This is a genomic window from Nocardia sp. CC201C, from assembly GCF_030010695.1.
Lineage (GTDB): Bacteria > Actinomycetota > Actinomycetes > Mycobacteriales > Mycobacteriaceae > Nocardia > Nocardia otitidiscaviarum.
Map to the genome: position 1 here is coordinate 1 of NZ_JASCXP010000190.1, position 13,582 is coordinate 13,582.

11 protein-coding genes and 1 pseudogene are annotated in these 13,582 nt (G+C 69.6%); 4 read left to right on the forward strand and 8 right to left on the reverse strand.

All coding sequences use genetic code 11. The features are described 5' to 3' along the window. From QK444_RS20015 to QK444_RS20040, 6 genes and pseudogenes are all read right to left on the reverse strand, one after another. A pseudogene (locus QK444_RS20015) lies at positions 1 to 385 on the reverse strand (hypothetical protein); the annotation flags it as partial. 50 nt (positions 386 to 435) lie between these two features. Next, a complete protein-coding gene (locus tag QK444_RS20020; protein WP_282782507.1) occupies positions 436 to 1,686 on the reverse strand; it encodes an ABC transporter substrate-binding protein in 1,251 nt (416 codons plus the stop codon). Continuing rightward, a complete protein-coding gene (locus QK444_RS20025) occupies positions 1,676 to 2,731 on the reverse strand; it encodes a branched-chain amino acid ABC transporter permease (RefSeq protein WP_282782510.1) in 1,056 nt (351 codons plus the stop codon). Before QK444_RS20025 ends, QK444_RS20020 begins: the two co-directional genes overlap by 11 nt. Next, positions 2,728 to 3,615: a branched-chain amino acid ABC transporter permease gene (locus QK444_RS20030; protein WP_282782512.1), complete on the reverse strand. Its 888-nt coding sequence runs from the start codon at positions 3,613 to 3,615 to the stop codon at positions 2,728 to 2,730. Before QK444_RS20030 ends, QK444_RS20025 begins: the two co-directional genes overlap by 4 nt. After that, positions 3,612 to 4,379: an ABC transporter ATP-binding protein gene (locus QK444_RS20035; RefSeq protein ID WP_282782514.1), complete on the reverse strand. Its 768-nt coding sequence runs from the start codon at positions 4,377 to 4,379 to the stop codon at positions 3,612 to 3,614. The genes QK444_RS20030 and QK444_RS20035 overlap by 4 nt, the downstream gene beginning before the upstream one ends. Positions 4,380 to 4,413: 34 nt before the next feature. Continuing rightward, a complete protein-coding gene (locus QK444_RS20040; RefSeq protein ID WP_282782516.1) occupies positions 4,414 to 5,172 on the reverse strand; it encodes an ABC transporter ATP-binding protein in 759 nt (252 codons plus the stop codon). A gap of 224 nt (positions 5,173 to 5,396) precedes the next feature. On the opposite strand from QK444_RS20040, the gene QK444_RS20045 reads away from it, so the two are divergent. Then, on the forward strand, positions 5,397 to 6,683 hold the full coding sequence (locus QK444_RS20045) for a helix-turn-helix domain-containing protein (protein ID WP_282782518.1): 1,287 nt from the start codon (positions 5,397 to 5,399) through the stop codon (positions 6,681 to 6,683). A gap of 94 nt (positions 6,684 to 6,777) precedes the next feature. On the opposite strand, the gene QK444_RS20050 is transcribed toward QK444_RS20045, so the two are convergent. After that, entirely contained in the window at positions 6,778 to 8,397 is a 1,620-nt protein-coding gene (locus QK444_RS20050) for an acyl-CoA synthetase (protein WP_282782520.1), read from the reverse strand. A 183-nt stretch (positions 8,398 to 8,580) separates the two neighbouring features. Here QK444_RS20050 and QK444_RS20055 point away from each other — a divergent pair, with 183 nt between their 5' ends. From QK444_RS20055 to QK444_RS20065, 3 genes are all read left to right on the forward strand, one after another. Further along, positions 8,581 to 9,228, forward strand: coding sequence for a TetR/AcrR family transcriptional regulator (locus QK444_RS20055; RefSeq protein ID WP_282782522.1), 648 nt, complete (start codon positions 8,581 to 8,583; stop codon positions 9,226 to 9,228). Positions 9,229 to 9,377: 149 nt separating this feature from the next. Next, positions 9,378 to 10,520 carry an alpha/beta fold hydrolase gene (locus tag QK444_RS20060; protein WP_282782524.1) on the forward strand — a complete coding sequence of 381 codons (1,143 nt, stop codon included), beginning with the start codon at positions 9,378 to 9,380 and terminating at the stop codon, positions 10,518 to 10,520. Then, positions 10,520 to 11,890, forward strand: a complete 1,371-nt coding sequence (locus QK444_RS20065; protein ID WP_282782525.1) for a lipase family protein — start codon at positions 10,520 to 10,522, stop codon at positions 11,888 to 11,890. Before QK444_RS20060 ends, QK444_RS20065 begins: the two co-directional genes overlap by 1 nt. A gap of 322 nt (positions 11,891 to 12,212) precedes the next feature. On the opposite strand, the gene QK444_RS20070 is transcribed toward QK444_RS20065, so the two are convergent. Then, positions 12,213 to 13,508: a helix-turn-helix domain-containing protein gene (locus QK444_RS20070; RefSeq protein WP_282782526.1), complete on the reverse strand. Its 1,296-nt coding sequence runs from the start codon at positions 13,506 to 13,508 to the stop codon at positions 12,213 to 12,215. Positions 13,509 to 13,582 lie beyond the last annotated feature (74 nt).

Sequence of the window (13,582 nt, forward strand, 5' to 3'; positions counted from 1 at the left end):
CGGGCGCGGCGACCTGGTCGGCGGTGACGATCTCGCTGGCGGCGATATCGGCCACCGGGGTGCCGCCGTCACGCTGCGGCGTCAGCACCGCGGTGCCGCCGTCGATGCGCGCCGTGATCGGGTACGCGGTGTCGTTCATGCGGTAGGTGAGCGGGACGGCCGCCACCGGAGTGCCGTCGGCGGCGGTCAGCACCAGTTGGTCGCCGACGGTCCGCAGCGCACCGTCGCTGGTGGTGAGGACGGCCGCATCGCCTTGGCGGCCGACCTCGTAGTGCACCTCGGTCTGGGTGGGTGTGGGCGCGGGTGCGGCATTGCCGGTGCCCGCGGCGATCCCGAGGGAGACGGTGGCGAACGCGGCGGTGACGACGGTCTTACGGAACTTCATGGTGATCCTCGTTGATCCGGTTGGTAACTGAATGGGTCGTAGGGACAGGGCTATTCACTGGTGTCGATCACGGAACCGACGGCGGTCCAGTGGTCGTTCTCGAAACGCTGGATCTGCACGCCCTCCATGGGGAAGGCGTCGTCGGGCCCGGTGGTGAGGGTGATGCCGGGCAGCAGGGTGTCGATCTCCACGCCGGACAGCGACCTGGCCGCGGCGCTGAGCCCTTCGCGGGTGGGGCATTTCGCGGAGGCGAAGGTCTTGGCGAAGCTGTCAGCGGCGGCCCAGCCGATCAGGGTGTAGGTGTTCGTCGGGTCCGCGCCCGGGGCGTAGGCGGCCAGCTTCTCCTTGTAGAGCGTGATGGCCGGATCGGCGGCCCAGCGCGGATCGGCCGGATCCTTGGTGAACGCCCCGGACACCACGCCCTGCACGTTCTCCAGCCCGACCGGCTTCAGCACGCTGAGCGAGTTGGCCACCATGGACAGGATGTGCAGCGGGTTCCAATCCGGGTTGCGGGCGTCCCCGGCCAGGGCTTGGGAGGCGAACTTGGGTGTCGAGAAGTTGAGCAGCACATCGGCTTTCGAGTTGGCCAGGTTGCGCAGCTGTGGATCGACAGTGGGATCGGTGACCTCGTAGCTCTGTTCGGCCACCACCCGCACCCCGCTGCCGCCGATGGCCTCGACGAAGTTGTCGCGCAGGTCTTTTCCGAAGTCGTCGTTCTGATACAGCACGGCGACGGTGGCGTCGGGCTTCTCCTGCCGCACGAACTCCGCGAAGGCGCGCCCCTCGGCCCGGTAGCTGGGCTGCCAGCCGATGGTCCACGGATGGTCGGTGTCCGCACCCCATTTGGTGGCACCGCCCGCGACGAAGATCTGCGGTACCTCGCGCTGGTTCAGGTAGTCCCAGACGGCCGAGGAGGTGGGGGTGCCGAGGGTCTGGAAGATGGCGAACACCTGATCCTGTTCGACCAGACGGCGCACCTCCTCCACGGTCTTGGGCGGCTGATAGCCGTCGTCGCGCACCTGGTATTCGACAGTGCGGCCGTCGATTCCGCCGTGTTCGGCATTGAGGTAGTCGAAGTAGGCCCGCACCCCCTTGGGGATCTCCCCGTAGGCCGATGCCGGACCGGAGAGCGGGTAGACCCCGCCCAGTTCGATACTCGAGTCGGTGATGCCGACCGTCTGTTGACCCTTGCAGTCGCCCTGGGCGACGGTGCCGTCACCCTCGCCGCGACCACCGCAGGCGGTCGCCGCGAGCAGCACGGCCGCTGCGGCTCCGATGACGCGAATGGCCTTAGTGCGCATTGGTTTTCCCTTTCCGAACGAGATTCCCGATCCACTGCGCCGCACGGCCGGCGAGCCCGGCCAATCCGGTCGGCGCGAGGTACATGACCGCGACGAGCAGCAGTCCGAAGACCACGCCGGGCGCGGCCTGATTGACGTCCTGGGCGAGGCTGGGGACGTACATGACGAACAGTCCGCCCAGCAGCGGCCCCCAGAGCGAGCCCAGTCCGCCGACGACCAGTCCGGCCAGCAGCGTGATGGACAGCCCGGTCGCGAAGGAGTCGGGTGAGACGAAGGCGATCACCCAGGTGTAGACGCAGCCCGCGGTCCCGGCGAACATGGCGCTCCAGGCGAAGGCGAGGGTCTTGTAGTGCGCGGGGCGCACACCCATCACCTCCGCGGCGGTCTCGTGATCCCGAATGGCGTTGAGCGCCCGCCCGACCCGCGAGCGCACCACCCCGGCGACGAACAGGAAGCTCACCGCCGCGACCGCCAGGGACAGCAGGTACAGCCACTGGTCCTCGGCCAGCCCGGTCCATGCGGGCGCTTCCGGTTTGGCCACGGTGAGTCCCATGGAACCGCCGGTCAGCGTTTCGAAGCGTTTGAGCAGCGGCACCAGGAAGATGGCGATGGCCAACGTGACCAGGGCCAGATAGAGCCCGCGCAGCCGCAGCGCGGGCACGCCGAGCGCGTAGCCGAGCACGAAGGTCAGCGCGGCGGCCACCGGCAGGGTCGCGAGATGCGGTGTGTCCCAGCGGTCCAGCAGCACGGCGGTGGCGTACGCGCCGATCGCCAGGAACGCGCCGTGGCCGAGCGAGATCTGCCCGGTCTGCCCCACCAGCAGGTTCAGGCCGAGCAGGGCGATGGCGTACACCAGTGCCATGGACAGCTGGAAGGTGTGGAAGGGCGCGAGCTGGAACGGCGCGTAGCAGGCCACGCCGAGCAGTACCAGCGCGGCCACCAGGTTCCGGTGGCGCACCGGCCAAGCGGGAACGGAGCGTCCCTGCGTACCGGAAGGCGTTGCGGCCGTTCTTTTCTCCGTCAGGACCGTGGTCTCGTCACTCATACCCGCTCCACCACCGCTCGCCCGAACAGCCCCTGCGGTCGCAGCAGCAGGACGCCGAGGATGATCACCAGCGGCACGCCGATCTTGAGTTCGGTGCCGATGACGTCCACGTAAGCGCCGGTGAGGGTTTCGGTGACGCCGACGATGAGGCCACCGGCCACCGCACCGCCCGGACTGTCGAAGCCACCCAGGGTGGCGGCGGCGAAGGCGTAGATGAGAACCCCTCCCATCATGTTGGGTTCGAGAAAGAGCACAGGCGCGGACAGCACTCCGGAGACCGCTCCGACCAGGGCGGACAACCCCCAGCCGAGGGCCAGGACGACGCCGACCCGAATGCCGGACAGCCGCGCCGAGGCGGGATTGCTCGCCACCGCCCGCATGGCCAGGCCGATCTTGGTGTAGCGGAAGAGCAGGTAGATCAGTGCCATGACCAGCGCCACCACCACGATCACGCCGAGGCTGCCGTATCCCGCGGTCACTCCCCCCGCACGTAACGCACCGTCCGGGAAGGGATTCGGGAAGGACTTCACCTGGTACGACCAGATCCACCCGGCCGCGGCGTTGACGAAGAAGTAGAGGCCGACGGTGACGATCACGAGGGTGAGTTCGGGCGCGCCCTCGACGGGCCGGATCACCACCCGCTCGATGAGCATGCCGCCCAGGAACGAGACGACGAGCGTGGCGATGAGCGCCTGCCAGAACGGCATTCCCATCTCGGTGAACTGCCAGGCCAGGAAGGCGGAGAACATGGCTAGCTCGCCCTGGGCGAAGTTGACGATGCCGGTGAACCGGTAGATGAGGACCATGGCCAGCGCCAGACCGGCGTAGATCGCACCGGCACTGAGCCCTTCGATGAGCTGTTGCAGCAGTCCGGACACGATCACACCCGGTATCCCAGGTAGGACCGCGCGACCTGGTCGTCGGCGCGGATGGTGGCGGCGGTGCCGGACAGCACGATTCGCCCGGCCTCGATCACATGCGCGTGCTGAGCGATCTCCAGCGCCAGGTGCGCGTTCTGTTCGACGACTATCACGGTGGTGCGCTCCTCGGCGTTGATGGTGTGCACGATTCGGAAGAGCTCCTGGGTGACCAGGGGCGAGAGTCCGAGAGAGGGTTCGTCGAGCAGCAGCAGCCGGGGCCGCAGCATGAGCGCGCGGCCGATGGCCAGCATCTGCTGCTGGCCGCCGGACAGGCCGCCCGCGGGTTCGGCCAACTTGTCCCGCAGCACCGGGAAGAAGTCGAAGACGCGGGCCAGGTCGCCGTCCACTCGGGTGCGGTCGCGTCGGGTGTAGGCCCCTACCCGCAGGTTCTCCTCGACGGTCAAGGCCGTGAAGGTGCCCCGTCCCTCGGGTACGTGAGCGACACCCAGTCGCGCCACGGATTCCGGTGCGCGCCCGGTGATCTCGGTACCGTCGAGCCGAATCTCGCCGCTCACCTTCACCATTCCGCACAGCGCCCGCAGCAGGGTGGTCTTACCCGCGCCGTTGGGTCCGAGCACCGCGCACACCTCACCGCGACGGACCGCGAAGTCGACCCCGTGCAGCACGCGCGCCGCGCCGTATCCGGCGTGCAGGTCGTCGACGGTGAGGAAGGGGCCCTCGGGTGCCGCCACCGATCGCCGGGCGGCCCTCGGCCGTCCCCCGCTCATGCCGCCGCCCCCGACCACGCGACCGCTCCCGCGCTCATGCGGCGCTGCCCAGGTAGGCGGCGATCACGGCCGGATTCCGCTGCACGGCTTCGGGTTCGCCGTCGGCGATGACGCGGCCGAACTCCAGGCAGACGACGTGCTCGCAGGTGCCCATGACGAATCCCATGTGGTGTTCGACCACGATCACGGTGAGCCCGAGGTCGCGTTGCAGGGCGCGCAGCCGTTCGGCGAACTCGTCGACCTCACCGTGGCTGAGGCCGTTGACGGGTTCGTCGAGCAGCAGCAGTCGGGGCCGCACCGCCAGCGCCCGGGCCAGTTCGATGCGTTTGAGCGTGCCGAAGGGCAGACCCGCGGCGGGCCGATCGGCCACCTCGGTCAGTTCCAACCGCTCCAGGAGTTCGTCGATCTCCGCGCGCAGCCGTGCCTCCTCGCGGCGCACCCGCGGCAGCCGCAGCCCCGCCGCCAGGAATCCGGCGCGGGCGCGGTGGTGCGCGCCGACGAGCACGTTGTCCCGGACGGACATGCGGGTGAAGAGGCCGAGGTTCTGGAAGGTCCGGGCGATGCCGAGGTCGGCGAGCGCGTAGGGCGGCCGCTCCAGCAGTGACGCGCCCTCGTAGACGATCGATCCGGCATCCGGGGTGTACCGCCGGGTGAGGCAGTTGAACAGGGTCGTCTTGCCCGCGCCGTTGGGCCCGATGAGACCGACCAGGCCGCCGGCGGCGACCCGGAAACCGACGTCGGACAGCGCGGTGATCCCGCCGAAGCGGAGCGTGAGTTGGGAGATTTCGAGCATGCGTCCTCCGGCCCACCGCGCGGCGGCGGGCTGTCGTCGGTATCGAGCGCGAACCGCGCCCGCCACCGGAGGGATAGAACTCGCTCAGCGTAAATTCGCAGGTCAGGGGGCACACTGGACGCGGAGGATCAACTTCGCGGACGGCATTTGTCCCCCGTGGACATGGTCTGCGTCACATTCCCGGCGTTGACACGCCGGGGCGACACGTGGATTAATCCCGTCCCATGTCCGCTGGATCACAATCGATCGGGGCCGCGCATTACTCCGAGAGCGTGCTGGCCGCCCGCACGCGCATCGTGACCCGGCTGTTCGACCACGTGCACGACATGGCCGATATCGGCGTCGCCGCCATCATGGGCCGGATTCCCGCCTATGCCGCCCGCGATGAGACCTTTCACGCCGATGTGCACGATCAACTCGCCCAGCTGTGCCGGATAGGGCTGGCCGCGCTGCTGGAGAATCGGAAGGTGACGCCCGGCGATATCGCCTACACGCGGCGGGCGGCGGCGCGGCGGGCGCGGTCCGGACTCGCGCTGGTCGACTACATCAATGCCTTCCGGCTGGGTCAGCAGGCGCTGTGGAAATCGCTCATGGACTACGCGGGCGACTCCGAGGACGACCGCGAGGCCGCGCTGTCGATGGTGGTGCCGCTGAACCGGTACTGCGATCTGATCAGCACCCAGGCGGCCAACGCCTATCTGGAATTCCAGCGCTACCAGTCCGAGAACGGCCACGAGAGCCGGGAACTGCTGGATGCGCTGCTGAGCGGCGCACTGCCGGAACGGGGTCCGCAGCTGTCGCTGGCGCACGGCTTCGGCATCGGCGTCGACGCCGCCGCACCGCTGGTGGTGGTGACCGCGGCGATATTGGATCCGCCCGACGCCGATTCGGACGCCACGCAGCTCACCGCGTCGGCGCTGGCCCGGGTGGGGGTCAACGGCCTGCGCACCCTGTCCGGGTCCTACCGCAACGAGGTGGTGGCGATTCCGGCGCTCGGCCGCGGCAGCACCGACGAGCTGTGCGCGCGGCTGCGTGCGGCCCACGACAAACTGCGGACGGCTGGGATCCGGCTCGCCGTCGGCGTGAGCCCGGTGGTCACCCGGATCGCGGATCTGCCACGGGCACATCAGGAGTCGCGCTCGGCACTGGAGCTGCTCCCGGAGGACGGCGGCGTCATGGCGCTACCGCATCTGACACCGTTCCGCTACCTGATGCTGCGCGCCGACGACACCGCCCGGCATCTGGTGGACCCGCGCATCGCGACGCTGCTGGCCGAGGACCGCTCGCGGGGCGGGGTGCTGGCGGCGACGATCCGCGCCTTCGCCGCCGCCGATATGAATCTGCGCGAGGCGGCGGAAGCACTCTGCATCCACCCGAATACGGCGAAGTACCGGCTGGGGCGGATTCAGGAGCTGACCGGGCGGAATACGCGCGGTGTCGGGGATCTGATCGACCTGCTGGTGGCGATCGAACTCCAGGACCCGCGGCGGCGTGACGAGGTCCCGCGCTAGTCGCGGTATCGGGTGCACCGGCCATCCGCGATGGTCGATCGACAGTACCGCGTGCTCCGGCCGTCGGCCGGGCGGCGGCGGTCGGGCGGTGAGATCAGAGTTCGCGCAGCCGTTTCTTCAGCACCTTGCCGGTCGGATTGCGGGGCAGTTCGTCGAGGAAAACCACGTCGCGGGGGACCTTGTAGCGGGCCAGGCTCCGCTTCACGAAGGCTTTGGTGTCGTCCTCGGTGAGGGTGGCATCGGGATGGCGGACCACGAAGGCTTTCAGGCGCGCGCCGAACCGCTCGTCGTCGACGCCGATGACCGCGGCCTCCCGAATCTCGGGATGCGTGTGCAGCAGCTCCTCCACCTCGGCCGGGAAGACGTTCTCGCCGCCGGAGACGATCATGTCGTCGTCGCGGCCGTCGATGAAAAGCCTTCCGGCGGCGTCGAAGTGGCCGACGTCGCCGGAGGACATCAGGCCACGCACGCGTTCCTTGTCGCCGCCGCCGGTATAGCCCTCGAACTGCACCGAGTTGCCGACGAAGATGCGGCCGGTGGTGCCGGTGGGTACCCGACGGCCCCGGTCGTCCAGGATCTCCACCCGCGCACCGAGCACGGGGCTGCCCACGCAGCCGGGTTCGACGGCCAAGTCGTCCGGGGTGGCGATGGTGGCGTAGGCGACCTCGGTGGAACCGTAGACGTTGTAGACCACCGGCCCGAACAGGCCGGTCAGGTCGCGGGCCAGCTGCGCGCCGAGCTGGGAGCCGCCCACGAAGATGATGCGCAGTGCGGTGAGATCCCGGCCGACCAGCGCGCGACCGCCGAGGTCGACGATGCGGGCGAGCATGACCGGCACCGCGATCACCGTGGTGACCCGGTGTCGCTCCATGCTCTCGATGGTGGTCTGCGGGTCGAAGCGGCGGCGGATCACCAGGGTGGAGCCGAAGCCGAGACCCAGCATGGCGCAGGCGAATCCGAGGGTGTGGAAGATGGGGGCGCAGCACTCGGTGACCTCGCCCGCGCGGAAGGGCACCTTCGACAGCAGCGCGCCGAGGGCGGCCAGGGATTTCGGTTCCGCGCGCGGTGCGCCCTTGGGGGTGCCGGTGGTGCCGGAGGTCAGCAGGATCAGCTTGGGCATGGCCCCGGGTGCGGGCGGCGGCGACGGGTCCCCCTCGGCGATGAGCGCTTCCAGGCAGTCCGGACGGGTCTTCTCGGTCCAGGCGCGCCAGGTGCCGTGCCGCGGCGCGACATCGGCGAGCATCTCTCCGTATTCCTCGTCGTAGACGAGCAGGTCGGTGCCCTCCCGGGTCGCGACGTCCCGGATCTGCGGCCCCGCGAAGTCGGTGTTCAGCAGGATGATTCGCGCACCGCACTTGGCCGCGGCGAACACCGCGTCCAGCAGGCCGCGGTGATTGCGCGCCAGAATGGCCACGCCCTCACCGCCGCGCAACCCACGCGCCCGCCAGGCATTGGCCAGCCGATTGGACCGCTCCTCGAGTTCAGCGAAGGTCAGCGATCCGAGTTCGTCGATGACGGCCGTCCGGTTGCCGTACCGGGCCGCCGACAGCGTCAGTCCCGCCGCCATGGTGCCGTACCGCAGCATGGCGGTAGCCGCCGCCACCATGGTCGCGGGCGATTCGACGCTCACCACGCCGGTGCGCAGCACCAGCCGCGCCGATTCGACCTCGGTGTACGCACGATTCCCCACCGCTTTGAGCAACCCGACCGTCACCCGGCCCTCCTCGTCCCGCCCATCCAAGTGCTGGCATCCGCCCGCAACCCCACCGTACGGCGGCTGTCGCCGGAACGGAACGACCACATCCGCCATACCGGACCCGCGCGCCGGACATGAGACCAGCCCACTCCTCGAGAGTCGGTCGGTGGTCCAGGCGCACTCGCACCTATTCTGTGCGGTGTGAGTGAGAAGGCCGCGGGGCCGCTGCCGCGCGGACGGCATCGGCTCAGCCGCGAAGAGGTGACGAGTTCGCAGTACCGCAGGCTGTGTACCGCGGTACTGGAGTCGGTGGGCGAGGTCGGCTACGCGGCGACCACCGTGGCCGATATCGTCGGCCGCGCCAAGGTGGCGCGCCGGACCTTCTACACCATGTTCGGCGGTAAGGACGAATGTTTCGCCGCCGCATACGATCTCGCGGTGCAGGCCGCGCTGGACGGACTGCGTGACACGGTCACCGGCATGGAGGGTGTGCGCTTCGCCGACCGGGTGCGGATCTCCTTCGAGATCTACCTGGCCTTCCTGGCGAGCCAGCCGGGCGCGGCCCGGGCGCTCTACGTGGAAACCCTCGCGGCGGGGCCGGCGCTGGTCGCTCACCGCGCCCGCGTGCACCGCATGTTCGCCGACTACATCATGGCGGTGGCGCGGATCGGCGTCCGCGAGGGCGATCTGCCCGCCGACCCGGATCCCGAGGCCATCGACATGCTGCTCGGCGGTATCGACGACCGGGTCCGCCACTGTCTGCACGAGCGCGGCGCGACCGCGCTGCCGCTGCTGGCCCCGCTGTTCACCCGCACCGCCATCGCCCTGGCGAACCCGCTGCCCGAGTGAGCCCTGTCACCCGCCACAAACCGTCACCCGCTCCCGCCCGGCCGCTTTGTCGGTTGACACAGCGTGAGTGACATGCGGGATTCGCCCGCCCTACCGTCGAATTCGGGTTCGGGACGGTCCCGGTTCGGGACAATGACGAAAGGTTTCCGATGCAACGAGGTATTCGGACACTCGTGGGCGCCGCGCTCACGAGCATTACCGCCGCGGCGGTGGCGATGTCGGGCGGGACGGCCGCCGCCGAACCGGGAATTCCGGCCACACCGGAGGGGCTGGCGCACTATATCGAATCCGGACTCGCCCCCGCCGCCGACGGCCGCACCCCGACATTCGTCGTCGATACGGGCAGCGGCTCCGGATCGTCGTCCGCGCGCAGCTTCGCGACGGACACCCGCGGCAGCGGTCCGGAGATGTCGTCCTTCCTGGCCGCCTTCGCGCACGGGCTCACCCATCCGGACGCCGCACCGCCCGGCGCGAACGACTGGAGCTGCCGCCCGACCGCCGAACATCCGCGCCCGGTGGTGCTGGTGCACGGCACCTGGCTGAATGCCTACGACAGTTTCGCCTATCTGTCGCCACAACTGGCTCGCGCCGGATTCTGCGTGTTCACAACGAACTTCGGCCGACTCGGCGTGCTGGATGGCGGCGGCATCGGTCAGATTCTGCCGGGCCGCCACGGAGTCGGCCCGATGGAGGATTCCGCGAAACAGCTCGCCGCGCTGGTCGACCGGGTGCTCGCCGCGACCGGTGCGGACAAGGTCGATGTCATCGCCCATTCCCAAGGTGGCCCAGTGACGAGCCAGTATATGAAATTCGAAGGCGGAGAAGGAAAAGTCGGAAAGGTTATCGGTTTCGGTGCGACGAATCACGGCACCTCATTGCTGGGAATTGCCACACTGGGCCGGATCATCACCAATTTGGGCGTGAACATTCTAGGCTTCTACCAACCCATTCTGGGGACGGCCAATATTCAGCAGGCCGCCGGTTCACACTTCTACCAGGTTCTCAATGCGAATGGCGATACGGTGCCCGGCGTCTCCTACACCTCGGTCGGCACCCGGCACGATCAGATCTCCAATCCGTACGAATGGACCTTCCTGCGGGCGGGGCCGGATGCCACGGTCGAGAACATCACCCTCCAGCAAGGCTGCGAGCAGGACTTCTCCGACCATCTGACCATCATGTACTCACCCCGCTCCATCTCCATCGCGCTGCGCGCACTCGATCCGGTCGCTTATCCGGAGCTGGTGTGCAGTTTCAACCCCTGGATGATCGGCGGCGGAGGGAAGCTGTAATGCCGCAGACCGCACCGGCCGTGCCGCTCCGGCCGCAACCCGCCACCCGCACCCGGCCGGTGCTGCCCGACGCGGACCCGTTCCACGCGGCCCCCGCCGAACTGGAACGGTTCGCACCCGGCGAGATACTGCGCTCCCGCCAGGTCGAGCTGAGCCTGTTCGGCATAATGCCGCAGCGGATCTCGGCCTGGCAGCTGCTGTATCGCACCCGGGATCTGGACGGCGTCCCGGAAGCGGCGGTGACCACGGTCGCGCTGCCCTGGGAGGCCGATCCGGACGCCCCGCGGCCGCTGGTGTCCTTTCAGTGCGCCATCGATGCCGTCGCCCCGAAGTGCTTCCCCTCCTATGCGTTACGGCACGGCGCGCGGGCGCTCGGCGCCATTCCGCAACTGGAGCTGCCGCTCATCGCCGCCGCCCTGGCGCGCGGGTGGGCGGTCTCGGTCCCCGATCACGAGGGCCTCGGCGGTCGGTTCGGCGCGGCCCGTGAGCCCGGCTACCGCGCGCTCGACGCGGCTCGCGCCGCCCTGCGCTTCGACCCGCTCGGTCTGGCCGCCGGTACGCCCATCGGCCTGTGGGGCTATTCCGGCGGCGGTCTGGCCACCAGCTGGGCGGCGGAACTGGCCACCGACTACGCCCCCGAACTGCATATCGTCGGCGCGGCCGCGGGCTCACCGGTGGGTGATCCCGCGGCCGCCTTCGTGCGCATGAACGGTTCCGCCTTCGCGGGTTTCGCCATGGTGTTCACCGCCGGGCTGCGCCGGGCCTATCCGCAGCTGGATCGTGTTATGCGCACCCGGGTGTCGGCCGAGTACCTGCGGCTGCTGCGGCGCGCGGAGACCAGCGCCACCATCCCGCTGCTGGCCAAGCTCGCCTTCCGCAGTGTCGACAACCACGTGCGCGGCGGTGTCGACGCCTTCCTCGACCATCCGGAGATGCGGCGCATCCTCGCCGACATCCGGCCCGGCCACCGGGTTCCGGATATGCCCATGCTGATCGTGCAGGGCGTGAACGACGAGGTGATCGCCGTCGGCGATGTCGACGCTCAGGTGTGGCGCTACCTGTACGGCGGCGGCCACGTGCACTATCTGCGCGATCGGCTCAGTGCCCATCTGCCCCTGCAGTTCCTGGGCGCGCCGGTCATGATGGATTGGCTGGCCGACCGTTTCGCGGGCCGTCCGCTCCAGCCCGCCGGGATCGATACGGTGTGGTCGGTCGCGACCTCGCGCCGGGCCCTGGCCCGGCATCGGGAGTTCGCCGAGCTGTGCGCGAGAATGGTTACCGGCAGCCCGATTCGGGAGCGGATCGAGATCGCCGCCGATACCCGGCCGGTGACCCCGCGTCGAAACGACTCGGAAGTCGCACCGGCGTAACGACGATCGGCGCTGGGCGGTCCCGTGCTCCACGCCGGGCTGTCACATGCTCCACGCCGGGCGAAGCCGCGCGCGCTGCGTCGAGTCGATCACGCCCGGCACGTCGACTCGATTCCTCGCTCCACGCCGGGGCGAAGCCGTGCTCCGCGCCCCGGTCCTACTTGCGCGAGGGCCGGGGCGCGTTGCCGTGTCCAGTGGGTACTGTCCACGCCCACCGTCGCCCCGTTTCTCTCGGTGACACCGCATTTCTCGAATGCGCCGCGTTCCTCGGACTCGCCGCGTTCCTCGGACTCGCCGCGCCTCCGGATGCGCCCCAGCCCGCTCAGATGCGCTGGAATTCCCTGCCCGCCGGGTTGTTACCGCGCGACGGCAGCTTACCGACGACCGCACCCTCCGCCGCCGAATTCCGGTATGTCCGCGCCACCAGCGAAGACCGCAGATGCCACAACCCGGACGGCCGCGACGGATCGAATCCGGTCAGCTGCGCGATGCGCTTGAGCCGGTAGTCCACCGTATTGGTGTGCACTCCCAGCACCCGCGCGGTGCGCTGTCGGCTGTGGTCGCTGCCGACGTAGGTGCGCAGCGTCTCCATGAGGTCCGGATGCTCGTCGAGCGGGTCGAGCAGCGCACCGAGGTGTTCGCGGCCCGGCCCGGGCCGGGTGAGCTGGTATTCGACCGCCAGATCGTCGAACCGGTACAGGCCCGGCGCGCACTGCAGCCGGTGCACCATGTCGAGCAGTTCGTGCGCGCGCTCGGCCGCCTCCGGAATGCCGCCGGTCTCGGTGTGCACCACGGTGGCGGTCAGTGCGACCCCGGTGGCCGCGGACAGTCGGCTCACCAGATCGGCCACGGGCAGCGGTTCCGGGGTGGGCACCAGCACGGTGCCGCCCTCGGTGCCGAGCAGCGACAGCCCGCGACCGGCGGTGTGCGCGGCCAGCGCGGCCTGGACGCGCCGCAGCGTGCGCCGGGCGGCGACGGTGAGATCGAGTCCGGGGCGCGGCTGCGGCGCCGGAATGCCCAGGGCCAGCACCGAATACGAGTCGGCTATCTCCACGCCCCCGGAGCGCGCCATGGTGGCGGCGGAACGTCCGGCCAGCAGCGCGGAGGTGACGGTCTGCACGGCCGTGTGGTGTTCGGCCGCCGCCGCCCGGTGTTCGCGCACATAGGCGACCGCGAAGGCGGCGTTGATCAGCGCGAGGATCTCCAGGAACCGCTGGGCGGTGAGCATCAGGCGGGCGTAGTCGTCGGGTCCGGCGGCCTCCAGCACCAGCCCGAAGGCGAGTTCCACGCCGTCGCGCACCGCACGGTGGATGGCCCCGATGGGAATGCCCTCACGCGCCCATTCCGCGCCCGCCCGGTGCAGGCGTTCGACCTTGTCCTCGACATCGTGGCCCTCGAGGACGCCGGTGGCGAGTTCCACGCAGGTCCGGGTGACGTTGGTGACCTCGCCGCGCAGCACCTCACCGGGTAGATCGCCGATGGGGGTCACCGCCTCGGTGAAATGCGTGACCAGCCGCTGCGACAGTGCCCGCGCGTCGTGCAGTGGAGCCGAAATCGTCTGCACCGCCGCGAGCCCGTTGGACGCGGTGGTGGTTGCGGTATGCCCTGTGCCGATCATGCGCGACTCCACTACAGCTGCTGAAAACGTCGACGTTTTGGGAACGCCGACGTTCCTATTGAGGCTCCACTGTA

Bases quoted from the DNA above. Each gene is read 5' to 3' on its own strand.
- QK444_RS20070 (WP_282782526.1), bottom strand. From the start codon at position 13,508: ATGATCGGCACAGGGCATACCGCAACCACCACCGCGTCCAACGGGCTC.
- QK444_RS20065 (WP_282782525.1), top strand. From the start codon at position 10,520: ATGCCGCAGACCGCACCGGCCGTGCCGCTCCGGCCGCAACCCGCCACC.
- QK444_RS20045 (WP_282782518.1), top strand. From the start codon at position 5,397: ATGTCCGCTGGATCACAATCGATCGGGGCCGCGCATTACTCCGAGAGC.
- QK444_RS20035 (WP_282782514.1), bottom strand. From the start codon at position 4,379: ATGAGCGGGGGACGGCCGAGGGCCGCCCGGCGATCGGTGGCGGCACCC.
- QK444_RS20020 (WP_282782507.1), bottom strand. From the start codon at position 1,686: ATGCGCACTAAGGCCATTCGCGTCATCGGAGCCGCAGCGGCCGTGCTG.
- QK444_RS20025 (WP_282782510.1), bottom strand. From the start codon at position 2,731: ATGAGTGACGAGACCACGGTCCTGACGGAGAAAAGAACGGCCGCAACG.
- QK444_RS20040 (WP_282782516.1), bottom strand. From the start codon at position 5,172: ATGCTCGAAATCTCCCAACTCACGCTCCGCTTCGGCGGGATCACCGCG.
- QK444_RS20060 (WP_282782524.1), top strand. From the start codon at position 9,378: ATGCAACGAGGTATTCGGACACTCGTGGGCGCCGCGCTCACGAGCATT.